The organism is Ciceribacter sp. RN22 (assembly GCF_024054295.1).
GTDB lineage: Bacteria > Pseudomonadota > Alphaproteobacteria > Rhizobiales > Rhizobiaceae > Allorhizobium > Allorhizobium lividum.
The window spans coordinates 854,970-879,610 of sequence record NZ_JAMXLD010000001.1; the positions used below are offsets into that span (position 1 = coordinate 854,970).

20 protein-coding genes are annotated in these 24,641 nt (G+C 64.8%); 9 read left to right on the plus strand and 11 right to left on the minus strand.

Annotated elements, in window-relative coordinates; genetic code table 11:
- Nucleotides 1-13: 13 nt before the first annotated feature.
- Nucleotides 14-991, minus strand: a complete 978-nt coding sequence (locus tag NHF53_RS04200) for an L-threonylcarbamoyladenylate synthase (RefSeq protein WP_252833219.1) — start codon at nucleotides 989-991, stop codon at nucleotides 14-16.
- Between the two features lie 230 nt (nucleotides 992-1,221).
- Between NHF53_RS04200 and NHF53_RS04205 the strand changes: the two genes are divergently transcribed.
- A complete protein-coding gene (locus NHF53_RS04205) occupies nucleotides 1,222-2,307 on the plus strand; it encodes a GGDEF domain-containing protein (protein WP_252833220.1) in 1,086 nt (361 codons plus the stop codon).
- A gap of 21 nt (nucleotides 2,308-2,328) precedes the next feature.
- Here the strand turns inward: NHF53_RS04205 and NHF53_RS04210 are convergent, their stop codons facing one another.
- Entirely contained in the window at nucleotides 2,329-2,931 is a 603-nt protein-coding gene (locus NHF53_RS04210) for a DUF6656 family protein (RefSeq protein WP_252833221.1), read from the minus strand.
- Between the two features lie 386 nt (nucleotides 2,932-3,317).
- Here NHF53_RS04210 and NHF53_RS04215 point away from each other — a divergent pair, with 386 nt between their 5' ends.
- The 3 genes from NHF53_RS04215 (at nucleotide 3,318) to NHF53_RS04225 (ending at nucleotide 6,270) form a co-directional block, all read left to right on the plus strand.
- The gene (locus NHF53_RS04215; protein WP_252833222.1) at nucleotides 3,318-4,562 is read left to right on the plus strand and encodes an aromatic ring-hydroxylating dioxygenase subunit alpha; all 1,245 of its coding nucleotides are present in this window, start codon (nucleotides 3,318-3,320) and stop codon (nucleotides 4,560-4,562) included.
- Between the two features lies 1 nt (nucleotide 4,563).
- Nucleotides 4,564-5,649: a hybrid-cluster NAD(P)-dependent oxidoreductase gene (locus tag NHF53_RS04220; protein WP_252833223.1), complete on the plus strand. Its 1,086-nt coding sequence runs from the start codon at nucleotides 4,564-4,566 to the stop codon at nucleotides 5,647-5,649.
- 195 nt (nucleotides 5,650-5,844) lie between these two features.
- Nucleotides 5,845-6,270, plus strand: a complete 426-nt coding sequence (locus NHF53_RS04225) for a BA14K family protein (RefSeq protein WP_252833224.1) — start codon at nucleotides 5,845-5,847, stop codon at nucleotides 6,268-6,270.
- Between the two features lie 134 nt (nucleotides 6,271-6,404).
- Here the strand turns inward: NHF53_RS04225 and NHF53_RS04230 are convergent, their stop codons facing one another.
- Nucleotides 6,405-8,297, minus strand: coding sequence for a PhoX family phosphatase (locus NHF53_RS04230; protein ID WP_252833225.1), 1,893 nt, complete (start codon nucleotides 8,295-8,297; stop codon nucleotides 6,405-6,407).
- Between the two features lie 243 nt (nucleotides 8,298-8,540).
- Between NHF53_RS04230 and NHF53_RS04235 the strand changes: the two genes are divergently transcribed.
- Nucleotides 8,541-9,467, plus strand: coding sequence for a pirin family protein (locus NHF53_RS04235; RefSeq protein WP_252833226.1), 927 nt, complete (start codon nucleotides 8,541-8,543; stop codon nucleotides 9,465-9,467).
- A gap of 113 nt (nucleotides 9,468-9,580) precedes the next feature.
- On the plus strand, nucleotides 9,581-11,500 hold the full coding sequence (gene dxs, locus NHF53_RS04240) for a 1-deoxy-D-xylulose-5-phosphate synthase (RefSeq protein WP_252834910.1): 1,920 nt from the start codon (nucleotides 9,581-9,583) through the stop codon (nucleotides 11,498-11,500).
- Nucleotides 11,501-11,584: 84 nt separating this feature from the next.
- Here the strand turns inward: dxs and NHF53_RS04245 are convergent, their stop codons facing one another.
- Complete coding sequence (locus NHF53_RS04245) at nucleotides 11,585-13,552, minus strand: methyl-accepting chemotaxis protein (protein WP_252833227.1); 1,968 nt, start codon at nucleotides 13,550-13,552, stop codon at nucleotides 11,585-11,587.
- A gap of 222 nt (nucleotides 13,553-13,774) precedes the next feature.
- Complete coding sequence (locus tag NHF53_RS04250; RefSeq protein ID WP_252833228.1) at nucleotides 13,775-14,773, minus strand: DUF4424 domain-containing protein; 999 nt, start codon at nucleotides 14,771-14,773, stop codon at nucleotides 13,775-13,777.
- A gap of 163 nt (nucleotides 14,774-14,936) precedes the next feature.
- Between NHF53_RS04250 and NHF53_RS04255 the strand changes: the two genes are divergently transcribed.
- Together NHF53_RS04255 and NHF53_RS04260 are read left to right on the plus strand one after the other, a co-directional pair.
- Nucleotides 14,937-15,686, plus strand: a complete 750-nt coding sequence (locus tag NHF53_RS04255) for a TlyA family RNA methyltransferase (protein ID WP_252833229.1) — start codon at nucleotides 14,937-14,939, stop codon at nucleotides 15,684-15,686.
- Nucleotides 15,683-16,933, plus strand: coding sequence for a class I SAM-dependent RNA methyltransferase (locus NHF53_RS04260; protein ID WP_252833230.1), 1,251 nt, complete (start codon nucleotides 15,683-15,685; stop codon nucleotides 16,931-16,933). The genes NHF53_RS04255 and NHF53_RS04260 overlap by 4 nt, the downstream gene beginning before the upstream one ends.
- A 7-nt stretch (nucleotides 16,934-16,940) precedes the next feature.
- Here NHF53_RS04260 and NHF53_RS04265 read toward each other — a convergent pair whose 3' ends face one another.
- The 4 genes from NHF53_RS04265 to NHF53_RS04280 form a co-directional block, all read right to left on the minus strand.
- A complete protein-coding gene (locus NHF53_RS04265) occupies nucleotides 16,941-17,246 on the minus strand; it encodes a hypothetical protein (protein ID WP_252833231.1) in 306 nt (101 codons plus the stop codon).
- Between the two features lie 124 nt (nucleotides 17,247-17,370).
- Complete coding sequence (locus NHF53_RS04270; protein ID WP_252833232.1) at nucleotides 17,371-18,132, minus strand: crotonase/enoyl-CoA hydratase family protein; 762 nt, start codon at nucleotides 18,130-18,132, stop codon at nucleotides 17,371-17,373.
- A 165-nt stretch (nucleotides 18,133-18,297) separates the two neighbouring features.
- Nucleotides 18,298-20,076, minus strand: coding sequence for an acyl-CoA dehydrogenase (locus tag NHF53_RS04275; RefSeq protein ID WP_252833233.1), 1,779 nt, complete (start codon nucleotides 20,074-20,076; stop codon nucleotides 18,298-18,300).
- A gap of 290 nt (nucleotides 20,077-20,366) precedes the next feature.
- Nucleotides 20,367-20,825 (minus strand): hypothetical protein, encoded by a 459-nt coding sequence (locus NHF53_RS04280; protein WP_252833234.1) that lies wholly within the window; start codon nucleotides 20,823-20,825, stop codon nucleotides 20,367-20,369.
- 260 nt (nucleotides 20,826-21,085) lie between these two features.
- Here NHF53_RS04280 and NHF53_RS04285 point away from each other — a divergent pair, with 260 nt between their 5' ends.
- Nucleotides 21,086-21,892: a sulfite exporter TauE/SafE family protein gene (locus NHF53_RS04285; RefSeq protein ID WP_252833235.1), complete on the plus strand. Its 807-nt coding sequence runs from the start codon at nucleotides 21,086-21,088 to the stop codon at nucleotides 21,890-21,892.
- 87 nt (nucleotides 21,893-21,979) lie between these two features.
- On the opposite strand, the gene NHF53_RS04290 is transcribed toward NHF53_RS04285, so the two are convergent.
- The gene (locus tag NHF53_RS04290; RefSeq protein WP_252833236.1) at nucleotides 21,980-23,920 is read right to left on the minus strand and encodes a methyl-accepting chemotaxis protein; all 1,941 of its coding nucleotides are present in this window, start codon (nucleotides 23,918-23,920) and stop codon (nucleotides 21,980-21,982) included.
- Nucleotides 23,921-24,385: 465 nt separating this feature from the next.
- A complete protein-coding gene (locus NHF53_RS04295) occupies nucleotides 24,386-24,640 on the minus strand; it encodes an exodeoxyribonuclease VII small subunit (RefSeq protein WP_112691572.1) in 255 nt (84 codons plus the stop codon).
- Nucleotide 24,641: the final 1 nt, after the last annotated feature.

Genomic DNA, 24,641 nt, shown 5'->3' on the forward strand with positions numbered 1-24,641 from the left:
TTCCTCTCCCTGGCTAGCTCTCTCTGGGGGCGGCCGCCCGCTTCAGGCGGTCGTTGATCGCCTCGCCGAGCCCGCGGTTCGGAACGGGCGTGACGGCGATGTGCGCGGCCCCGCTCGCATCGGCCTTCTTCATGTAATCGAAGAGATTGGCGGCTGCTTCCGCAAGATCGCCGCCGGGGCTGAGGTCGAGCACCAGCCTTGCGTCTTCCTCGCCCTCGACAGACACGCCGGCGAAGCGGATCAGCGCATCGCCCGGTGCGATGCGCCGTGCCTCGAGCTGCATCGCGGCATTCGGTGCGTAATGGGAGGCGAGCATGCCCGGCGCCTCGATGGCCGCGCCGACGCCGGCCGGGCGTTCAACCGGCAATCCGCTTGCCTCTTCGAGCGCGTCGACCGCAATCCCGCCCGGACGCAAAAGCCGGAGCCTGTCGGTTTCGACGCGCACGATCGTCGATTCGACCCCGACGCGGCACGGGCCGCCGTCGAGCACGAGTTCGATCCGCCCGCCGAGATCGTCGAGCACATGGCGCGCAGTGGTCGGGCTGATTTTCCCGGAGGAGTTGGCGCTGGGTGCGGCGAGCGGGTGGCCGAAGGCGCGGATGAGGTCGCCGGCAAAGCCCTGCGGCACGCGCACGCCGACCGTGTCGAGGCCCGCGGTCGCTAGCGGATGGATGCCGCTTTCCGGCTTCAGCGGCAGAACGAGGGTCAGCGGGCCGGGCCAGAAGCGTTCGGCGAGCCTGCGCGACACCGGATCGAAGACGGCGTAGCGCTCCGCCATCTGAAGGTCCGCCATATGGCAGATCAGCGGATTGAAGCGCGGGCGTCCCTTGGTTTCGTAGATGCGGGTGATCGCGGCGGGATCGGTGGCGTCGGCGGCGAGTCCGTAGACCGTCTCGGTCGGCACCGCCACCGGCAGGCCACGCGACAGCACCGCCACCGCCTCGGTGATCGCCTCCTGCCGGGCGGTTTCGATTGAGATGCATCTTGCCATGTCGCCGCTCGCAACGTCCTGTTTTCCCGTCAATAGCGTGTCTTGCATGCCGGGACCAACCTCTTTTTGCCCTTCCGGGCGGAGCCTGCGCGGCCTTTGTCCACAGGTGGGAGAACCGCCTCGCGGATGGTCGTTAAAACTTTATCCATCGGCGTAACCGAAAGAAAGAATTCTGCCTCTTATAGTCGGCTCGAACGACAGATTCGCCTCGAAATGCCGGAACAACAAACATGCTTCCTCCGAAGAACCCCGCCTCCAGTATTGCCCTGCGCGTCGCAACCGCAATGCACCAGATGGGCATCGACGGCCTGCCGCGGAACTACGAACTGGTCTACGAGGCCTATGCCGGCAGCAACCCCGAACTGGTGCGGGAATTCGTGGCGCTCGGCAAGAACAAGACACAGGACGCGCTCGATGCGCTGGGGCGGAAATACCTGCCGCACCACCACGAAGCAGGCCTTCTGAGCCGCCAGAACGGCCATGTCCGCGCCGAGATGAGCAATTTCATCAGCCTGTTGAACGAGGAGAAAGTCTCGCTCACCGATTACGGCCGCCTGATCGGCGATGCCTCGCGGGTGATCCTGGCCGAAGGCGACATCGACCACGCCGAGCTCGGGCAATCGATCACCGCGCTCAAGATCGCGACGGAGAAGCGGGCGACCCAAAACAGCACCGTCGTGCGCGCGGTCGTCAACAAGACGGCGGCGCTTGCCGACCTGCAGCGCGAGGCGGAAGAGGCGGAAACGGCGAAGTTCGTCGACGCGCTCACCGGGCTCGGAAGCCGCCGCGCCTTCAACAAGGCGCTCGCCAAGGTCTATGCCAATCCCAACATGCCGGTACTGTCCGGGCTCGCCGTCGGCGAGATCGACGACTACGGCCGTATTTCCGAACAGATGGGCGCCACCGTCGCCGAGCGCTTCCTGAAGCAGGTGTCGAAGATCGTGCAGGCGGTGACGAACGGCGGCGACCTCGCCTGCCGTTTCGACGGTGCGCGCTTCGGTATGCTCTTCTATACCTCCGAACAGGAGGAAGTGAGCCGCATCGTCGATCTGGTGCGGGCGAAGCTTGCCTCGACGGCGGTCGTCAACAGTGGCTCCGGCCGTTCGCTCGGTCAGGCGCAGATGTCCTTCGGCATCTGTTTCTCCGAACAGGCGCCGAACGCCTTCGACCTCACGAGCTATGCGGAGCGGGCACTCGCCACCTCAAAGGCTGCGGGCGGCAACACCGTCACGGTCTATGGTGCGGGCGAGGGCGGCTTCGTTCCGAAGGATTGGCTGATCTACAAGAAGCAGTCCGTCGGCGGCTTCGGCGGCTGACGATCACAACCGCCGTCGACCTCAGAGGGCGGCGATGATCTTGCGCAGCTCGACGTCGCGGGCACCCAGCATCAGCACGTTCTTCAGGGCTTCCTTGGGGTCCCGGGTGCGGAAGAGCACGCCGTTGTCGCGGACCGAGCGGTCGATTGCCATCGAGCGGCTGTCGCGATCGGGCTGGATCGCGACAGCGAAATACATGCGCGAGAAATCCGGACGGATGCGCTCGAAGAACTGTTCGGTGCCGCCGATGTCGGCGAAGAAATTGGTGAGGTAGAACGCCCACTTCACATCGGCAAAGCGGGCGAAGCTGGTGCGTGCCGACGTCACGTGGCAGTAGCCGAGATGCGGCTGGTTCTCGAGCGTGCGGTGAAAGATGAGTTTCGGGAAACGGATCGACCGGTGAAAGGCGTTGATCCGTTCGTGGGTCGTCTCGCCTGCGGCCTCCAGCTTGCGGCCGGTGCGTTCGGCGACCTCCTCGTGGGTGAGGTAGCGGCGCTCTTCCGCGACCCAGTCTTCGCGCCGCCGCGAGATTCGCCCCGTGCGCAGGAATTCGCTGTGTACGGCCTTGTGCGCCGACGGCGGGGCATCGCTTTTCTTCAGTGCGAAATATCTGAACTTCGGCATGTTCCAACTTCAGCGGCAAGGGCGAGGCTCTGAACGAGCCTCCGGCAAGTCGGCATTATGGAGCGCATTCGTTACGCGAAGCTTGCGTCGCCATTGACTGCCATCGCCCGTTTCCGCGCCGTCGCCCGCTTGTCAATTTGCGCCAATCCGCTTCTTCGAAAGAGCTTTGATTGATGACTTAAGTGCAGGTTTAAAAATGGTTATTCGCGAAATCTCGATTTGCTTCCAGGGCCGGTTTGCGATGTCGTGATTGCTTGAGGCGATGTCGTTTCGCAGCGCAGCAGAGACATGTCGCCTGTGGTTAGATAATCGAAGGACGGCGTCAGTATCCAGTCTGTACCGCCGGCCAGCGCCTTTCTACCCACGCCCGCCGAACGAGGACACCAATGGATCTGCACGGTTCCGTGTTGCGTCAACTCAAGAGCCGCCGCGAAGGCTTCAGCCTCGAGCAGCCCTTCTACATCGATCCCGACTACTTCAACCTCGACATGGAGACGATCTGGTATCGCGACTGGCTGTTCATCGGCCACGACTGCGAGGTCCCGCGGGCCGGCAACTATTTCACTGCGCAGGTCGGCGACTATCCAGTGGTGGTCGTGCGCGGCAAGGACGGCGCGATCCGCGCTTTCCACAATACCTGCCGCCATCGCGGCCATCGCGTCTGCACGCAGGAAAAGGGCGCCTCCGCCAAGCTCGTCTGCCCCTATCACCAGTGGACCTATGATCTCGACGGCTCGCTCGTTTTCGCCCGACAGATGGGCGAGACCTTCGACAAGAGCGAGTTCGGCCTGAAGACCGTCCATTGCGAAAGTGTCGGCGGCTACATCTTCGTCTGCCTCGCCGACGATGCGCCGGATTTCGCGCCGGTGCGCGCCACCATCGAGCCCTACCTGAAGCCCCATCGGCTGTGGGAGGCCAAGGTCGCCCATCGCAGCACGATCATCGAAAAGGGCAACTGGAAGCTCGTCTGGGAGAACAACCGCGAGTGCTATCACTGCGCCGGCAACCATCCGGAACTCTGCCGCACCTATCCGGAAGCGCCGACGGCGACCGGCGTACAAGGCGCCAAGGACGATCCCTTCATTGCCGCGCACTGGGCGCGCTGCGAGGCGGCCGGCCTGCCGAGCGAATTCCGGATGGATCCGACCGGCCAGTTCCGCGTCGCCCGCATGCCGCTGATCCAGGAGGCCGAAAGCTATACGCTGAGCGGCAAGCCGGCGGTCCGCCGTCCGCTCTCCGCCGACGTGCCGATCAGCCATGTCGGTACCATGCTGCTCTTCCACTATCCGACGACCTGGAACCATATCCTCGGCGATCACGCGATTTCCTTCCGCGTGCTGCCGCTGTCGGCGGAGGAGACCGCGGTCACCACCACCTGGCTCGTCAACAAGGACGCCGTGGAAGGGGTGGACTACGATCTCGACGAACTGACCCATGTCTGGACCATGACCAACGACCAGGACCGGGCGATCGTCGAGGAGAACGCCTTCGGCATCCGCTCGCCGGCCTATGAGCCCGGCCCCTATTCGCTGGAACACGAAGGCGGCGTCATGCAGTTCGTCGAGTGGTACTCGAACTTCATGGTCAACCGTCTCCAGGGCGACAAGGCCCGTCTTTCCGCGGTCGCCTGACATGAACATCGCCGTCACCAATTACCGCCACGTCGACGAGATGCGCCCCTGGTCGGACCGGGAGCACAAGCTCACCTGCGTCGCCGTCACGCCGGAAGCGCCCGACGTGATGACCTTCACCTTCCGGCCGGATCGCTCCGGCCTCTGGTTCCGTTATCTGCCCGGCCAGTTCGTGACGCTCGAACTGCCGGTCGGGCCGGAGCCGGTGCTGCGCACCTATACGCTCTCCTCCAGCCCGTCGCGACCCTATACGGTCGCGGTGACGGTGAAGGCGCAGAACGGGTCGGTCGGCACCCGCTGGATGTTCGACCACCTGAAGCCGGGCATGGTGCTGAAGGCGATCGGCCCGCTCGGCGATTTCTCCTATGTCCGGCATCCCGGCCGCAAGTATCTCTTCATCTCCGCCGGGTCCGGTATCACGCCGATGATCTCGATGACCCGCGACCTGGGCGACCGGGCGCCCGACAGCGACATCGCCTTCGTGCACTGTGCCCGCACGCCGGACGACATCATCTTCCGTGCGGAGCTGGAGGCCAAGGCCCGCGAGATGGAGAATCTCACCCTCGGCTTCATCGTCCGGCAGACCGCCCGCGGCCAGCTGTGGTCCGGCCTCAAGGGACGGATCGACAAGGCGAAGATCGCGCTGCTCGCGCCCGATTTCCTCGACCGCACGGTGTTCTGCTGCGGACCGGAGCCGTTCATGGCGACCGTGCGGGAATCGCTCGCCAGCGCCGGCTTCGACATGAAGAACTATCACGAGGAGGCCTTTCAGCCGGTGAAGCCGGAGCCTCCGGTGGTGGTTGCCGATCCCTCGGGCGAGGTCGTGCCGACGAAGGTCACGTTCGCGATGTCCGGCAAGGAGGGCACCTGCGAGCCCGGCCACACCCTCCTGCAGGCGGCCCGTGCCGCAGGCGTCCGCATCGGCGCGGCCTGCGAATCCGGCCTCTGCGGCACCTGCAAGGTGATGAAGCTCTCCGGCGAGGTGGAGATGAGCCACAATGGCGGCATCCTCGACGACGAGGTCGACGAGGGTTACGTGCTCGCCTGCTGCTCGCGCCCGAAGGGCGACGTCGAAATCGAGGCCTGAGCGTCGTCGTTCCGGAACAACATGGCGCGCCCGGACGTTTTCCTGACGTCCGGGTGGCAGAACGCGCATGAACGCTTCGTTCAGGATGCCTTTTCTATCCAGGCGGGTATCTTGTTGCGACAATACTACGCTTTCGTTTTCCCGCCAAAGTCGTGGTATGATGTCGAACGTGAACTAGGATGGAGTGAGAGTGTCATGAATACGACCGTTAAGCGCTGGGCCGCGCTTGCTCTGGCCTCCGCCCTGACGATGGGCGTTTATGTACCCGCCGAGGCGGTGACCATGCCTGTGCCTGCTCCGAAGGTGGAGACCTCGGGCGACGTGCTCCAGGTCCATTACCGCGTCTACTATCGCGCGCCTTACTACTACTATCGCGGCTATCGCGGCTATCGTCAGCCGCGCCCCGGCTATCGTTACTATAACGGCTACTGGTTCCCGCTCGCCGCCTTCGGCGCCGGTCTCGTCATTGGCGGTGCGCTCGCCACCCCGCGCGCCGGCCTGGGCCTCAACCCGCGGCACTATCAGTGGTGCCGGGCACGCTACCGGTCCTACGACCCGTACTCCAACACCTTCCAGCCTTATCACGGGCCGCGCCGCCAGTGCTTTTCGCCGTACTACTGAGCAATTGGCGCTCGCATCGACCTCGAAATATGCCCGGCTTCGGCCGGGCATTTTCGTCGGTGGACATCTGACCTGCGACGAAAAAGGGGCACCGGCCTGAGCCGATGCCTCTCCAGAAGCGGTGAACGCGCTCGTCAGCCGATCATCGCGTTGTCGTCGCGCTTGATCGCGATGACGGTCGAGCGCGGCAGTTTGCCTTCGCCGTCCGGGAAGGGCGCATCGGGATGCTGGATGCCGACAAAGTGGGTCCGCTTGTCGGCCGACCAGGTCTGACCGGTGACTTCCGCGCCCTTCGGCGCCGTCAGGAAGCGCTCGATGCGGCCGGTTACCGGATCGCCCGCGAGCATCTGGTTGTTGCCCTGGCCGGCGAAGTCGCCTTCGTTCGAGTCCTCGCCGTCCGTCTGGATCCAGAGGAGGCCGGTCGTGTCGAACATCATGCCGTCCGGCGAGTTGAACATGTTGCCGGAATTGATGTTCGAGGAGCCGGCATAGGCGTCCTTGTGAACATCCGGGTTGCCGGCCATGCAGAACAGGTCCCACTTGAACTTAGCATCGGCATGGTCGTCGTTTTCCGGATACCAGCGGACGATCTGGCCGTATTCGTTCTCGGCGCGCGGGTTCGGGCCGCCGACCGGCATTTCGTCGCCGCCGGCATTCTTCTTGATGCCGCGCTTGCTGTTGTTGGTCAGCGCGCAATAGGCCTCGATGGCCACCGGGTTGATGGCGACCCATTCCGGGCGGTCCATGGTGGTGGCGCCCACCTTGGATGCGGCCTGACGGGTGAAGACGCAGATCTCGTCCATTTTCATGCCGGTCGATTCCGGCGTCAGCGCGACCCATTCGCCGGTGCCGTCGTCGGAAAACTTCGCGACGAAGAGCGTGCCCTCGTCGAGCAGCTTCGAGGTGTCGCCGCCCGGAACATAGATGCCGTTCGAGACGTATTTGTAGAGGAATTCGCCGCGCTCGTCGTCGCCCATGTAGACGACCACGCGCCCGTCACGGGCGATCACCACGGCGGCGTTCTCGTGCTTGATGCGGCCGAGCGCTGTGCGCTTGACCGGGGTCGATGTGGCGCTCGACGGATCGATCTCGACCACGTAGCCGGCGCGGCGCGGCTCGTTCGGGTTCTTCGAGACGTCGAAGCGTGCGTCGAACTTCTCGTAGGCATAGCGGGTCTCGGCCGTGATGCCGTAGCGGGCATAGTCCTCCGGCAGGACGAAGTTCGCATCCGTCGAGCCGAAGTAGCCGTTGAAGTTCTCCTCGCAGGTGAGGTAGGTGCCCCACGGCGTCCGGCCGGCGCCGCAATTGTTGAAGGTGCCGAGACTGTCGGTGCCGTTCGGATCGGCCGCGGTCTTGACGAGGTCGGAGCCGGCGGCCGGACCCGAAAGCGTCATCGGCGTGTTGTGATGGATGCGGCGATTGAACGGGCTGTCGAGCACGATCTGCCAGCCGTTCTCGCCCTCGGCGACTTCCATGACCGTCACGCCCTGCATGTTCTGCAGGATCTTCACGTCGTCGGCCGATTGCGGAACGCCCTTTTCGGTGTGCGGCAGGTTGATGTCCGGGTTCACGTATTCGTGGTTGATGGCGATCACCTGATGGCCGCCGATCACGAAGAGCTCCATGCCGTCGGTATTCTCGCCGAAGACCTTGTCGGAGTTTTCGAGGCTGACGCCCTTCGCCGGATCGACGTCCGGAACGTTCGAGAACAGCGGCTGGCCCCACTTGGCGAGCGGCTGCCAGCTATAGCCTTCCGGAACGTGCACGGTATTGTCGGTCGCGATCGGAAGCGGCTTGAACTGGAAGCGCGATGCCGCCTCCTGGGCTTCCGCCGAGGTCGAGCTCATCAGGTTTCCGAGCGTGCCCATGGCGGCCGCGGCCGAACCGAAGGCGAGAACGCCGCCGAGGAAACCGCGGCGCGAGATCGCCCGCTCGACGAGGCGGTCGAAGTCGATTTCGGCCGGCGGCGGGTTCTGCAGTTCGTCCCATTCGTCCCAAGACAGCTTGCTGGTGTCGACATCAGTCATGGCTTGCTCCTGTGTTGGCGCTGTTCACGTGTCCGAACTGCGGTTACCGGGCTGCCGTTACAGTTCTGTGACGGGTCAGGGCTGCGGCTGTCGAAATCGCCGGAGAGGCGGCGAGCCATCCCTTCGGCAGTCTCTAGGTTGAACGGTGTGTCACCCGCCGATGCCGCGGGTGAACCGGATTTTTCCTGTCATCGTGCAGTCTTCGCGCGTAGGTTGGCAAAAGCCAATCGATCGGAGACTTACATGTCGTTCTTTCCCGGAATCGATCCAGCCGCCGGCGATGCGCCGGCCTGCGACGCCATCGAACACCTCATCATTCCCCGCACCAGCGACATCGGCGGGCTGGCCGTGCGCCGCGCCTTGCCGACGGCGAAGCGCCGCCTGGTCGGTCCCTTCATCTTCTTCGACCGCATGGGCCCCGCCGTGCTGAAGGCCGGCGAGGCGCTCGACGTCCGCCCCCATCCGCATATCGGCCTCTCCACTGTCACCTATCTCTTCGATGGCGAGATCAAGCACCGCGACAGCCTCGGGACGACGCTCGTCATCCGTCCCGGCGACGTCAACCTGATGACCGCGGGCCGCGGCATCGTCCACTCCGAACGCACGCCGGAGAACCTCCGCGGCAGACCGCTCTCCATTTCCGGCTTGCAGACCTGGATCGCCCTTCCCGACGAGAAGGAGGAGATCGATCCCGCCTTCGCCCATACCGGGCGTGACGCCATGCCGGTCTTCGATGACCGCGGCGCCAGCGGGCGGGTGGTGATCGGCAGCGTTTCCGGCATGACCTCGCCGGTCGGGGTCTTCTCCGACACGCTTTATGTCGACCTGGCGCTCGTGCCCGGCGCCGGCTTCCCCTTCGACGCTGGCCACGAGGAGCGCGCCGCCTACGTGCTTTCCGGCGAGGTCGAGATCGCCGGGGATCGCTTCGGCGCCGACCAGTTGCTGGTTTTCCGCCCCGGCGACGCGATTACGCTGAAGGGTGGTGTCGAAGGCTGCCATGTCATGCTTTTCGGTGGCGCGGCGCTTGCCTCCCCGCGCCACGTCTGGTGGAACTTCGTTTCCTCGTCGAAGGAACGCATCGAGAAGGCCAAGGAGGAATGGCGCACCGGCAGATTCGACATCGTTCCCGGTGACGAAGACGAGTTTGTCCCTTTGCCCGAAGGCCGTTAACTTCTATATAAGAAAGGCATGGGCTGTTCTGCGGCATTGCCGGGCCGGACATTTCGGCTTCGGGCGCAGAACCCTTGAGAACCGACGACATAAGAAGAATGAGGCCTGAGCCCGTGACATTGCTGCCCGAGACCCCCTTGCTCGACAAGGTGAAGCTGCCTGCGGATCTGCGTGAACTGGATGACCGCGACCTGCCGCAGCTCGCCCGCGAAGTCCGGGACGAGATGATCGATGCGGTGTCGCGGACCGGTGGGCATCTGGGTGCCGGCCTCGGCGTCGTCGAACTGACGATTGCGATCCACAAGGTCTTCAACACGCCGCACGACCGGCTGATCTTCGACGTCGGGCATCAGTGCTATCCCCACAAGATCCTCACCGGCCGTCGCGACCGCATCCGCACGCTGCGGCAGGAGGGCGGCCTTTCCGGCTTCACCCGCCGTGCCGAGAGCGAATACGACCCCTTCGGTGCCGCGCATTCCTCGACCTCGATCTCCGCCGGCCTCGGCATGGCGGTCGCCGCCGATCTCAGCCATACGGAGCGCAACGTCATCGCGGTGATCGGCGACGGTGCGATGTCCGCCGGCATGGCCTACGAGGCGCTCAACAATGCCGGTGCTCTCGACGCCCGGCTGATCGTCATCCTGAACGACAACGACATGTCGATCGCGCCGCCGACCGGCGCCATGAGCGCCTATCTGGCGCGGCTCGCCTCCGGCCGCACCTATATGGGTTTCCGCGATTTCGGAAAGAAACTGACCGCCTATCTCGGCAAGAGCATCGACCGGGCGATCACCCGCGCAGTCGAGCACGCCCGCGGCTACGTGACCGGCGGCACCATGTTCGAGGAGATGGGCTTCTACCACATCGGCCCGATAGACGGGCACTCCTTCGACCACCTGTTGCCGGTGCTGCGCAACGTCCGCGACAATGGCAAGGGTCCGGTACTGATCCATGTCGTGACCCAGAAGGGCAAGGGCTATGCCCCGGCGGAAGCGGCCGCCGACAAGTATCACGGCGTCAACAAGTTCGACGTCATCACCGGCACGCAAGCGAAGGCCAAGCCGAACGCGCCGAGCTACACGGCGGTGTTCGGCGAGGCGCTGGTGCAGGAAGCAGCCCTCGACGAGAAGATCGTCGGCATTACCGCGGCGATGCCCTCCGGTACCGGCATCGACAAGCTGCAGGAAGCCTTCCCGCATCGCACCTTCGACGTCGGCATCGCCGAGCAGCATGCGGTCACCTTTGCGGCGGGCCTTGCTGCGGAAGGCTACAAGCCTTTCTGCGCGATCTATTCCACCTTCCTGCAGCGCGCCTACGACCAGGTCGTTCATGACGTCGCGATCCAGGGGCTGCCGGTGCGCTTCCCGATCGACCGCGCCGGCCTCGTCGGCGCCGACGGGCCGACCCATGCCGGCTCCTTCGATACCGGCTTCCTCGCCTCGCTTCCCGGTTTCGTGGTGATGGCTGCGGCCGACGAGGCGGAGCTCAAACACATGGTGCGCACGGCTGCCGCCTATGACGAAGGCCCAATCTCCTTCCGCTATCCGCGCGGCGAGGGTGTCGGCGTGCAATTGCCCGAACGCGGTTCCATTCTGGAGATCGGCAAGGGCCGGATCGTCAATGAAGGCACCAAGATCGCCCTTCTCTCATTCGGCACGCGGCTTGCGGAATGTCTGCTGGCGGCAGAGGACCTCGACGCCGCGGGTCTCCCGACGACAGTCGCGGATGCCCGCTTTGCCAAGCCCCTCGACCACGACCTCATCCGTCGGCTCGCCCGCGAGCATGCGGTGCTGGTGACCGTCGAGGAAGGCGCCGTCGGCGGCTTCGGCAGCCAGGTCATGCACTTCCTTTCGGGCGAGGGCCTGCTCGACCACGGGCTGAAGATCCGCTCTCTCGTGCTCCCCGATGTCTGGATGGAGCAGGGCAAGCCCGAGGCGATGTATGCGAAGGCGGGCCTCGACAGCCGCGGCATCGTCGAGACGGTGTTCCGCGCGCTCGGCCAGAAGGGTTTCGGCGTGAACGCTGCGGGCTGACCCCGGCGACTTGGTTCACACTCTAAAGAAAAGGCCCGGATCGCGGTGGCGGTCCGGGCCTTTTTCGTGTCGGCGTGAAGACGGTCAGAACTCCGACCACTCCTGCTTGACGGCGGCCTGGGACGAGCCTCCGCCGAAGGCTCCGGTGACGCGGTTCGCGAGCGCCCGGGCTGGCGATGCGGCGGGGCCACTGCTTTCCGTTGCCGCCTGAGGTGCCGGACGGCGACCGGCCGGCCGTGACGCGGCGGTGCGGGGGGCGCCGCCGGTTTCGGCGAGCGTGAACTGCGCAAGCAGGCTGTTCAGCGAGGCGGCCTCCGTTGCGAGCGAGTGGCTGGCGGCGGTCTGCTGCTCGACCATGGCGGCATTCTGCTGCGTGCCCTGGTCCATCAGGTTGACGGCGGTGTTGATCTCCTGCAGGCCGGTCGCCTGCTCGCGGCTCGCCGTGACGATCGCCGCGACATGCTGGCTGATGTCCTCGACGGCGGAGACGATCTTTTCCAGTTCCGAGCCGGTCTCGCCGACGAGCGCAACGCCGGTGCCGACATGGGCGCTCGAGGTGGAGATCAGCGACTTGATCTCCTTTGCCGCATTGGCCGAGCGCTGCGCGAGCTCGCGTACTTCCTGGGCGACGACGGCAAAACCCTTGCCGGCGTCGCCGGCGCGTGCCGCCTCGACGCCTGCATTGAGCGCCAGGAGGTTGGTCTGGAAGGCGATGTCCTCGATGACGCCGATGATGTTGCCGATCTCGCCGGAAGACTTCTCGATCTCGTTCATCGCCGCAACCGCGTTGCGGACGACGGTGCCGGAACGCTCCGCACCACTGCGGGTGCGGGCGACGAGTTCGCCGGCGTTTTCGGCGCGCATGGCGGTATCCTTGACGGTGGTTGTCACCTGTTCGAGGGCGGCTGCGGTCTCCTCGACCGAGGCGGCTTGCTGTTCGGTGCGCTTGGCGAGATCGTCGGCGGCGGCACGGATTTCCGCTGCACCCGCATTGATCGCCGCGGCATTGTCACCGACCGAGCGGAGCGCACCCTGCAGCTTTTCGAGCGAGTTGTTGAAATCGACGCGGAGCGGATCGAGCCGTGACGCGAACTCGCTGCGGATCCGGTAGGCGACGTTGCCTTCGGAGAGTGCGGTGAGGCCGGCAGCGAGCTTGTCCATCGCAAAGGCGATTTCTTCGGTTTCGCGGGCCTTTTCAATTTCCGCGGCGCGGCGTTCCTCTTCAGAGCGCAGACGCATCGCCTCGGTCTCGCCGGAAAGGCGGAGCTTCTCGACGGCGGCATCCTTGAAGACGACGACGGCCTTCGCCATCTCGCCGACCTCGTCGCCGCGGTCGAGTGCCGGGACCGCGATATCGTGGTCCCCCTCAGCGAGCCGCGTCATCGCGGCGGTCATGCCGACGATCGGGGTGACGATCGAGCGGGCGAGCAGCCAGATCAGTGCGACGGCCATGCCGCCGGCGACAACGCTGCCGAGGACCAGCGCCATCTGGATGTCGCTGTGGGCGCCGGCCTGTTCGGCCCGCTTCGCCTCCAGCATCGCGACGACCTGCTGCTTGATGCTGGCGGCGGCCTCACGGAAGGCGTCGAGCTGCCCCTTGGAGGCGTTGCGGCCGATCTCGATGATCTCGGCAATCGGCGCCTCGGTGTTCTTGCGGGCGGCGAGCTGCGGCTCGGTCAACTGGGTATGGAAGACGTCGGCCGCCTTCTTCATCGCCTCAAGCGACGCGACCAGACCTGCATCGCCCGCGGCGAGGGTCTCGGCGTCGGCGATCGACTTCAGCATGCGTTCGCGATGCGTGAAGACGTCGTTGTAGGTGCTCTCGCTGCGGAACAGCAGGTAGCCACGCTGGTTCACCGCCTGCTCCAGCATGGATTCCAGCGCGGTGTCGACGGCGGCGAGGATCTGTTCGGCGCGCTCCTGCTCCTGGGAGGCGAGCTTGGCGTGCCAGGCCTGCAGGAAGACGATGGCGGAGGCGACGAAGCATCCGGCCATGATCGCCATGAACGTCACGATCAGTTTTTTGCTCAGCGACAAGTTCTTGATGGACATGCCAAAGGATCTTTCACGCTCGAATGTCGGTCGATGGGCGCACGGCCCGCCGAACCGGCTTTGCGGGAGGGCATGATCTGGCCTTCGCCAGCGCAGCCGTCATGGCGCGCGTCAGACAGGGGCGGAACCGACGATCGGCTCACCCTGTAACGGATTACCCTTACAATCCGTTAGCGACCGCTGATGAAATTGACGGAACCGAAATCCAGCGCGAAAAAAGAGCTATTCGGAAGGCACAAGCAGCAGAAAATCGAGGTCCTTCTGTGGATAGAAGTCCTCGGCCGTCATCTGGAATGTCGTCGGGCCGACCTTCTTGACGCCTTCGCCGCAGAAGCTGATGTAATTCTTCGGGCTTCCCTTGTCGACGGTCAGCTTGAAGTGCTTGATCGCGCCGCCCCAGTTCGCCCCGGTGGTGAGGACGTAAGAGACCCAGCTTTCCATGTAGTAGGGCCCGGACTGGTCGCTTGCCGCTTTTTCGAGCTTGGCGGCCGTCTTCACGAAGCCGTCGTCCATGCAGTACTTCTTGACGTACTCGTCGTAGCTGTAGCCCGGCTTTCCCTCCTGGATGAAGGAGAGGCCGGCGGTGCCGCCGACGCCCGGCTTGTATTCGTGATGGACGCGCACCTCCTTGCCGGCCGGGAAGGTGGTCTTCCACCAGTAGGCCGACTTCAGCGTCCAGAGCGGCATCGGGTGATGCTCCCAGCCCTTGCCGGCGTCGTAGGCGTCATCGAAGATGAGGCCGCGCGCCGTCCAGTCGGAGAGCACCTCCGGCGGAAGTTTTTCGAGCGCCGCATAGGTCGCGTCGCTGAAGGGCAGGAGGGGGATGCCGCGGGCGGTCACCTCGTCGGTCATGTCGAGCCCGGTCGCATAGACGCGCTGCTGCAGGTCCGGCGTGATCTCCTCGCCGTCCTGGCTCACGGTGAAGCCGAGGAAGTTGTCGGACTGGGCGTCACCGATTGCGACGTTTGCGTCCGGCCCCGCCGTCAGGTCCGGCATCGGGAAAGCGACGTAGGATTCGACGTCCTTGTCGGAGCCGTTGCGGAAGACGTAGTCGACGGTGACCTTGTCCGGCGAAATGAAGAGGTCTTCGCTCTCCATCGAGACGTCGGTCGTCTGGACGTAGACGAGGCCGCCGGCCTTGAGTTCGGCCATCGTGTCGTTGGCAACGGCCGCCGGTGCGGCGGCGACGCTGGAAAGGAGAACCAGGAGAGCTTTCTTCATCGCGAGAATCCTTCTGCCGCGTGCTGGCTACAGTTAGCGGCGAATGCGAAGGAGCGTCAATCGTCCGCAAAGTCACACCAGAAATGGCCCCTCGGCGGCAGCCGGGATATGGAACGGAACAAAAGGCTTGCCACGGCCTCCTTTGCGGGTCATGGACAGCCGCATGACCACTCCCGATGAACAACGCCTCGACCAGTTGCTGGTCGCCCTAAATCTCGTCGCCAGCCGCTCGCGAGCGCGCGATGCGATCCAGCGCGGCACCGTGAAGGTCGACGGCAAGGTCGTGACCAAGCCGAGCCTGACCTTCTCTTCCGATGTGGCGATCGAGATCGACGACCCGGCGCAGGACTATGTCTCGCGCGCTGCCCTGAAGCTCGTCGCCGGTCTCGACCATTTCGGCCTCGATCCGTCCGGGCAGGAATGTCTCGACGTCGGCGCCTCCACCGGCGGCTTCACCGAAGTGTTGTTGAAGCGCGGCGCCGCCCACGTGACGGCGATCGACGTCGGCCATGACCAGATGCATCCCCGCGTCGCCGCCGATCCCCGTGTCACCAACATCGAGGGGCTCAACGCCCGCTATCTCGAGAGCGAGGATATCGGCGACCGGCCGATTTCCTTCGTCGTTTCGGACGTCTCCTTCATCTCGCTGAAGCTCGCCCTGGCGCCGGCGCTCGACATGGCGGAATCGGGCAGCCGTTGCCTGCTGCTGGTCAAGCCGCAATTCGAGGCCGGGCGCGAGGCGATCAGCAAGGCGGGCCTCTTGAAGGACCCGGCTTCGGCGCCGGCGGTCGCAGCCGAACTCGAGCGTTGGCTCGTCGAAGACATGGGCTGGCAGAGCCTCGGCCTCATTCCCTCTCCGATCGCCGGCGGCGACGGCAACCAGGAATTCCTCCTCGCAGGGCGCAAACCATGAGCACCGAAACCGTCACCATCACCAGCCTCGGCGCCCAGGGCGACGGCATTGCTCACGGCCCCGCCGGTCCGATCTACGTCCCCTTCGCGCTGCCCGGCGAGACCGTCGCGATCGCCCGCGTGAAGAACCACGGCACGGTCATGTCGACGAGCGTCGCCTCGCCCGACCGCATCCAGCCCGCCTGCCGGCACTTCGGGCCGGAAGGCGTGGGCGGCAGTTGCGGCGGCTGTTCGGTGCAGCATCTCGCGCGTCCGGCCTATGGCGCCTTCAAGCGCTCGCTGGTGATCGCGGCGCTGAAGTCGAAGGGTCTGGAGCCGGAGGTCGGTTCGCTCGTGGAGGCGGAGGCCGGCCAACGCCGGCGCGTCGTCTTCGCCGCCCGTCGCACGGAAAAGGGCCTGCTCGTCGGCTTCAACCAGGCCGAAAGCCATCACATCGTCCCGATCGAGGAATGTCCCGTCATCTCGGCCGGCATTTTCGCGCGGCTGGAAGCGGTGCGGACGATCGGCCTTGCCGCCGCCGGCGCGGATGCCTTCCGCATCACGGTGATCGAGAGCCTCACCGGCCTCGACATCGCGATCGACGGCGTCAAACAGCTCTCAGACCGCCAGCGCCGCGACGTGACGGAAGCCGCGCTGAAGCTTCGCGGCATCGCGCGTGTCTCGGCAAACGGTGAAATCGTGATCGAGCCGCAGAAGCCGCTTCTCGATTTCGCCGGCGTCAGGGTTTCCCCGCCGCCCGGCGCCTTCACCCAGGCGACGATTGCCGCCGAAGAGGCGATGGCGAAGCTTGCGCTCGAACATGTCGGCAAGGCGAAGCGCGTCGCCGATCTCTTCGCCGGCATCGGCACCTTCGCGCTGCGGCTCGCGCGCTCCGCCCAGGTGCACGCCGTCGAATCCGACGAAAAGGCGCTTAAGGCGCTCGATCACGCCGCCCGCAACACGCAGGGCCTGAAGCCCGTTTCGGTGGAAAAGCGCGACCTCTTCCGCCGGCCGCTGATGGCGCAGGAGATGAAGGCCTTCGATGCCGTCGTCTTCGACCCGCCGCGGGCCGGCGCCGAGGCGCAGTGTCGCGAACTTGCCCGCTCGGCGGTGAAGAAGGTGGTGGCGGTGAGCTGCAATCCGCTGTCGCTCGCCCGTGACCTCGCAATCCTCGTCGACGGCGGCTATGCGATCACCGGCGTCACCCCGATCGACCAGTTCCTCTGGACGCCGCATGTCGAGGTCGTGGCGACTCTCGTCAGGCGCTGAACGCGCCTCAGTAGGCGTAGAGCGTACCGCTTCCGACCATGCCCGCACAGCGGCAGCGGCCGCCGACGCGGCCGGGTCTTGCGGGACACGACCACTTGTCGTCGGTTTCGGCGCTCGCCGGCGGATCGATCACGCAGTAGAAGCGCTGCGGCCGCATTCCGGGCGGCGGTGCCGGCTTGTTCGACTCGCTGTTGATCGTCCCCGACCCGTTGTCCTGCACGAGGTGAAGCAGGCCGTCGCCGGTCGTGACCTGTCCCGGCAGGGCAGTTCCCGCCGTCAGAGCAAAGGCAAGGCACAAGATCATTGCACGCATCGGTTTCATCCTCCAGCTACAACGCTCGTCGTTTTAGCCGGCAGGAATTAAAGAAGCGCGAAGAGGCGGTTTTGTGATGGCGGGCAGGGAGGACGCGGCCTCGGACGGCGCCCCCTGACATTCTTCAGCTCTTTGCCTTCAGGAAGGCCTCGAAGGCGGCGCGTGCTTCGGCGCTCTTCAAGCGTTCGACGAAGAAGGCGAGTTCCTCTTCCATGCGCACGAACAGCTCGGCGCGGTCGCCGCGGATGAGGTCGCGGGCGATCCGCATCGCCTCCGGTGGCTTGGCGGCGATCGACGCGGCGAGCGTCAGGGTTTCCGCCTCGACGGCCTCGGGTGCGACGACCTTCCAGATCAATCCTGCGGCGCGCGCCTCTTCAGCCGAAAAGCCTTCGCTGGCGGCGAGCATCGCGAAGGCGCGCTGGTGGCCCATCATCCGCGGGGCAAGCAGGCTCGATCCGGCTTCCGGAACGAGTGCGAGATCGACGAACGGCGTCTTGAATAGGCTGCGGTCGGAGGCGATCGTCATGTCGCAATGCATCTGGATCGTCGTGCCGATGCCGATCGCCAGCCCGTCGACGCCGGAGACGACCGGCTTGGAGACGCTCCAGAGCGCCTTGAGAAAGCCGAAGGCGGCCGGTTCGCCGACGGCGCCCGCCATCGCGAAAGCGAGGAAGTCGGCCATGTCGTTGCCGGCGGAGAAGCATCCTTCGGTGCCGAGGAAGGCCACGCAGCGGATCGCCGCATCGTCCTCGGCGGAGAGCAGGCCGTCGGTCATCTTCGCATACATCGCCTGAGTGATGGCGTTCTTCTTCTCCGGCCGGTTGAACCGGATCACCAGCACGCCGGGATGGGCTTCGGGGCGCTCGATCAGAATGTGGTCGGTCATCTGGGTTTTCCTAGAGTGGCGGCGCTACCCTCCCCTTGAGGGGGAGGGTCGGAGCGAAGCTCCGGGGTGGGGTGATCAACGACGTTTGTCCTGCAACTAGGCGGGAGTGTCACCCCCACCCGCCGCTCACGCGGCGACCTCCCCCCTCAAGGGGGAGGTGTAACTTCATACAAAAAGTGCCCGCGCCGCCGTCAGGCTCGCGGCGCCGTTGACGACGCGGTCCTTCAGCGCCGCGGTTTCGGCGATCAGGTTTTCAGCGGCGAAGCGGCAGAGCGCGATGCGGATGTCACGGCCGTTCTCCTCGTCCGCAAGCCCGCCCTTGGTGAGATAGCAGCCGGTGAGGGCAAGGCCGAACAGCCGCTGGTAGGGCGTGGCACCGGCAAGCGCCGCCGCGGCATCACCCTCGCCGAGACGCGCGAGCATCCATTCGGTCGCCGCTTCGAGATCGGCGAGGCTTGCCGAGAGCCGCTCGGCGGTCGCGCCGAAGCCGTCGAGGTTGGAGGCGCGGACCTGATCGGCGATCGCCTTCAGTTCGGCGATGAAACCGCGGACATGATTGCCGTTTGCGAGCGGCAGCTTGCGGGTGACGAGGTCGATCGCCTGAATGCCGTTGGTGCCTTCATAGATCGGGGCGATGCGGGCGTCGCGCAGGTAACGGGCGGCACCGGTCTCCTCGATGAAGCCCATGCCGCCATGAACCTGGATGCCCATCGAGGCGACGTCGACGCCGGCATCGGTGGCAAAGGACTTGGCGATCGGGGTCAGAAGGGCGGCACGTTCCTGCCAGAAGGTGGCGTCAGCACCTTCCGTGTGGTGCGCCATGTCGATCGCATGGGCGCAGGAATAGCAGATCGCCCGCGAGCCCTGCGTCAGCGCCTTCATGGTGACGAGCGTGCGGGCGACGTCAGGATGCTCGATGATCGGGCTCATGCCGGAACCGGTCCAGCCGGGCGCCTTGCCCTGGGTACGTTCCTTTGCGTATTCGACCGCCTTCTGGGTCGCCGCCTCGCAGATCGCGACGCCCTGCATGCCGACGGCGAGGCGCGCATTGTTCATCATCGTGAACATGCAGGCGAGCCCCTTGTTCTCCTCGCCGACGAGGTAACCGATCGCGCCCGGCTCGTCGCCAAACTTGCCGTCGCCATAGATCATCGTGCAGGTCGGCGAGCCGTGGATGCCGAGCTTGTGCTCTAGCGAATGGCAGTGGAGGTCGTTACGGGGCCCAAGCGAGCCGTCGTCGTTGACGAGGAACTTCGGCACCAGGAAGAGCGAGATGCCGCGGGTGCCGGCCGGGGCGTCGGGAAGGCGCGCCAGCACCAAGTGGACGATGTTGTCGGTGACTTCGTGTTCGCCCCAGGTGATGAAGATCTTCTGGCCGAAGATGCGGTAGGTGCCGTCGTCGCGGCGCTCGGCGCGCGTCTTCATGACGCCGAGGTCGGAGCCGGCATGCGGCTCGGTGAGGTTCATCGAGGCGGTCCATTCGCCCGACACCATCTTGTGCAGGAATTTTTCCTTCAGCGCCGCGCTGCCGTGGGCGGCGAGCGCCTCCGAGGCACCCATGGTGAGCGTCGGACCGAGCGCGAAGGCCATGGAGCCGGAATTCCACATTTCGAGTGCGGCGACGTTCAGCATGTGCGGCAGCGCCTGGCCGCCGAATTCCTCAGGCGCGACGAGCGCGTTCCAGCCGCCCTCGGCCCATTGGCGGTAGAGGTCGGCCCAGCCGTCCGGCACGATGACCTTGCCGTCGACGAGCCTCGCGCCCTGCCGGTCGCCGATCTCGGCGAGCGGCGCCACTTCGTCGCTTGCAAAGCGCCCGGCTTCGGAAAGGATCGCATCCACCAGGTCGTCGCTGAGGTCTCCGAGGCGTCCCTCGTCGATTGCCTTGGAAAGGCCGGCCACATGCTTCAGGGTGAATGCGATCTCGTCTACCGGCGCCTTGTACATGCGCATGCTCCTCCTGCTGACGTCCCGTCATTTCCGCGGCCGGTCCTCCGGGCCTGATGCGGAAATCGTGTCCTTTGGCTAATTGATTTTTACGTAAACGTCAAACCGTTTTGCCGTCGGAGAGTGTGTGGCTGTAGTGGCCAGCATCAACCGGTCTGAGGGGTGCAGGCCGCAAGGCAGTTGCGTCATCGCCCTGTCTGCATCCTTGGACGGAGACGCCGCTCAGGCGATTGCCGCCGAAGCAGGCTGCCGGCAAAGCGACTCGCATGTGGATGTTGGTTCGTGAACGGTCAACGCGACAATCCGAACTGGATCTCGATCCGGTGATAGGGTGCGCCGGGTCCTCGCCAGTCGTGATAGACCTCGCGGCTCTCGCCAGAGAAGTGATGGCGTGACATTTCGATCTCGGCGACGAGCGGCGCATATCCTTGGGCAAACAGGGTTCGCAAGGGCCCCTGATGGACGCGGGCCGCGACCATGATGGGTTCGAAGTGGCAAAGCTCGATCGAACCGGTATAGGCGACGGGTCTGGTGACAGGCCGGCATATCTCCCAGTCGAAAGGCGTCTTGCCGTTCTTCGGCAGGTGGTGCGAAACGAACAGCCACGGACCGTCGGCACTCAGGCCGGCCGCCTCGATCTGCCGTTCGATCAGGGGCGCACACTCGGCTGCCGCCTGCTTGACCTCGGGAATGCGCAAGCGCCTGCACAGGCGCAAAACCCACATGTCGGGCGTCTCTTTGATCTGCATGGCGAACTCCTTCGACCTGCAGGTAGATCGCCGGGCGTTTGCCGACAAATGCGATAGAAGCATGATATTCTAAATTTTCGCTTGTCTTTGCGTATTAAAGGAAAATTCTTCCGCCTCCTGTCCGCGGACCGATGGGAAACCTAGGAGACCGGTTTCGCCACAGCCAAAAGGGAGCGTCGCCGCGCAAGGAGCAGTTGCAGAGCGGCCGGTTTGCCTGCATAAAACCCTCACTGCGTGATATTTTTGAGGATATAACGATCATGGTCGACTCTGCCGATGCGCCTGTATCCCGAGGTCGATCTGCCGCATTCGGGGGCGGTGCAGTCATCGGTGCCCTCGGTGGATTGATCGGTCTCGGCGGTGCGGAATTTCGGTTGCCGCTGCTGATCGGCCTCTTCAACTTCGCCGCCCTGGAAGCCGTCATTCTCAACAAGGCCATGAGCCTCGTCGTCGTCGCTTCCGCCTTGCCGTTCCGGGCGGCGACGATTCCATTCAGCGAGATTGCCGCGCACTGGCTGATTGTGGTCAATCTGCTCGCCGGAAGTCTTGCCGGAGCGTGGTTCGGGGCAGGATGGGCGACGCGCCTGAAGTCGGAAGCACTCTACAAGGTCATTGCGGTTCTGCTCGTGATCATCGCGGTCGTGCTGGCCGTCGGTCACGATGCCGTCTCCGGGCAACCGCTCCTGAGCGGGACGGCGCAGGTCGCTGCCGGCGTGGTGGCGGGCGTCGTCATCGGGATCGTCGCCTCGCTGCTCGGTGTGGCTGGTGGGGAACTGCTGATTCCGACGCTCGTGCTGCTGTTCGGAGCGGATATCAAACTGGCTGGAAGTCTTTCCCTCGCAGTGAGCCTTCCGACCATGCTCGTCGGCTTCACCCGATACAGTCGCGACCAGAGCTTTGCCGTTCTCGGTCGCAACAAGGCGTTCCTTCTTGTGATGGCGGCTGGGTCGATCGTCGGGACATTTGTCGGTGGGCGGCTGCTCGGTATCGTGCCCAATGTGGTTCTGCTTCCGGCCCTCGCGGTAATCCTTCTGATTTCTGCCTTGAAAGTGTGGCGGCACCGATAACGTCTCGACGAAGACCCTTGCGGGCAAAGAAAAACCCCCGGTGTTCAGGCCGGGGGTTGAGATCGTTTGGAGCCTGAGCCTCTCGGCTCAGAATTCTTCCCAGTCGTCGACGGCGAGCGCCGTATTGCCACGGGTATGGGTGGCCTTCGGGGCAGGGGCTGACTGCGGGCGCGATGCCGGTCGGGTGACCGGGGCGGCACTGGTCACCGGGCGCGATGCCGTGGTGATGGCGCGTTCCCCGGCGGCAAGCCGGAACTGGCCGATCAGTTCGCGGAGCTTGGCGGTCTCCGTGGCGAGGCTCGAGCTTGCCGCCGTCGACTGCTCGACCATGGCGGCATTCTGCTGGGTCGTCTGGTCCATCGAATTGACGGCGGTATTGACCTCGGCAAGCCCGATCGACTGTTCCTTTGCCGCGGTGGCGATCGAATCCATGTGCTGGTTCATCTCGGTGATGAAGCCGCTGATCGCCTGCAGCGCCACGCCGGTGTCGCGCACCAGCTTCACGCCGTTTTCCACTTCGTCGGACGAGTTCTGGATGAGACCCTTGATCTCGCGGGCGGCCTGGGCGGAGCGCTGGGCAAGCTCGCGGACCTCCTGGGCGACGACGGCGAAACCCTTTCCGGCCTCACCGGCACGGGCCGCCTCGACGCCGGCGTTGAGCGCGAGCAGGTTGGTCTGGAAGGCGATCTCGTCGATGACGCCGATGATGTTGGAGATCTGCTGCGAGGACCCCTCGATGCGCCGCATCGCTTCCTCGGCGCTGGCGACGACACCGGCCGATTTCGCGGCACCCTCGTTCGCCTGGGTGGCGACGGCGCGGGCGTCTTCGGTGCGCCGGGTCGAGGAGTTGACGTTGGCAGTGATCTCGTCGAGCGCGGCAGCCGTCTCCTCGAGCGAGGCGGCCTGCTGCTCCGTACGCTTCGAGAGGTTCTCCGCGGCGTTCGCCATTTCGCGGGCGCCGTTATCCATGGTGGAAACGCTGTGCTGGATGACCTGCAGCGTCGAGGAGAGCTGCTGGACGGACTGGTTGAAGTCGCGGCGAAGTTCCTCGAAGTCGGCGGCGAAGGCCTCGTTGAGCTGGAAGGAGAGGTCGCCGGAGGCGAGCCGCTTCAGCCCGGCGGCAAGGCCCGAGGTCGCAACCCGCATGCGCTCGGCGGCTTCCGCTTCGGCGCGCTGCTGGCTGGCGATCCGGTCGAGTTCCGCCTGCCGGCGGTTCTCTTCGGCCTCAGCGTCGAGGCGCTTGTTGGTGATTGCCGCCTGCCGGAAGACTTCGACGGCGCCGGCCATCTCGCCGATTTCGTCGGTGCGGCCGGCAAAGGGGATCGAGGTTTCGGTGTCGCCGTCGGCAAGCCTCCGCATCGAACGGGTGATGCGCTGGATCGGATTGGCGACCCCGGTGACGGTGAACAGCATCGCCGCACCGGCGATGACGAAGGCGAGCGCGCTCACCGAGGTGATCAGGACCTCAATGAAGTCGAATTCGGCCTTCATCTCGTTGTGCACGGCATCCGCCTGCTCGACATAGTGATCGACCATCGTGTCGATTGCCTGGTCGCTTGCGTCGCCATACTTCTGCAATTCGTCGGCGAAGGCGGCTTTGGCTTCGTCGTTCTTGTTCTCGCGGGAAAGCGCCAGCACCTTTTCGCCGTGTTGGACGTAGGCATCGAGGGTTGCCGCCACCTCGCCGATCAGCTTTTGCTCTTCGGCATCCCTGACGAATTGCTCGTTCTGCTTGCGGATCAGCTCACGCTGGAAATCCACATAGGTCTTGATGTCCTTTTCGGCCGCGGTCATGGCCTCTGGAGTGACGCTCATGATGTGCCGGGCATAGGAAAGCCGGACGTCGACCATGCCCTTGTCCATTAGTCGCACCTGGTTGATCGAAGGCAGCATCCTGTCGGCAACCTCGCTCCCGCGATCGAAAATGGTGGAAATGCCGGAGATGGCGGCGAAAGCGAGGCCGCCGGTGATGACGGCGATCGACGCCAGACTGAGGATCAGCGAAGTCTTGACGGTGGGGCGCTTCATGGAAATTCCTTCTGAAATACGGTTCCGTGCACCGGGGAGGGCGGCATGCGGAGATGGCTGTGATCGGAAAACATGATCGGCCGGAAGCGGCTCCTGGAGGACGGCTTCCGGTAGGCGACTGCCCTGCGCGCGGCCACTTCATCTCGCCCGCCCCGCGAAATTGCGGGGCAATACTGTTCTGCAACGGAATGGTTGAGAAGCGGTTAACTGCGGTTGCATCGATAAACTCAACTGCACGCAGAAGGTTTTCCTGCAATCACTATTGCACAACCGCAACTGTTAAGTTCTGTAGCGCTGATATAGTATCTTCTGGATCAATGTCCGCTTGGAAAGAAATTCGCGATCGGGACGATATTCCGTCAGTAAACTTGGAAATACTGGAAAACGGAAAGCCGCGTTGCAGGCGAGCGCAAGCATCTCCCGTCCGGCGGACGGAAGTCTCGAGGTTCTTCGGGTGCCGGTGTGTTACTCGCGGTCGAGAGGCTCGGTGCCCTGCGGCTTGCCGGCGCGATCGAGGCGGATCTTCTCGATCCGGTTTTCGGCGGCGGCCAGCAGCGTCTCGCAATGCTTCTTCAACTGTTCGCCGCGCTCGTAGATGGCGATCGACTCGTCAAGCGCCACATCGCCACGCTCCAGCCGCGCCACGATGCTCTCCAGCTCGGCGACGGCCTTCTCGAACGAATAGCCGGAAAGATCGGCCTGGGGGGCGCTTTCGGTCATG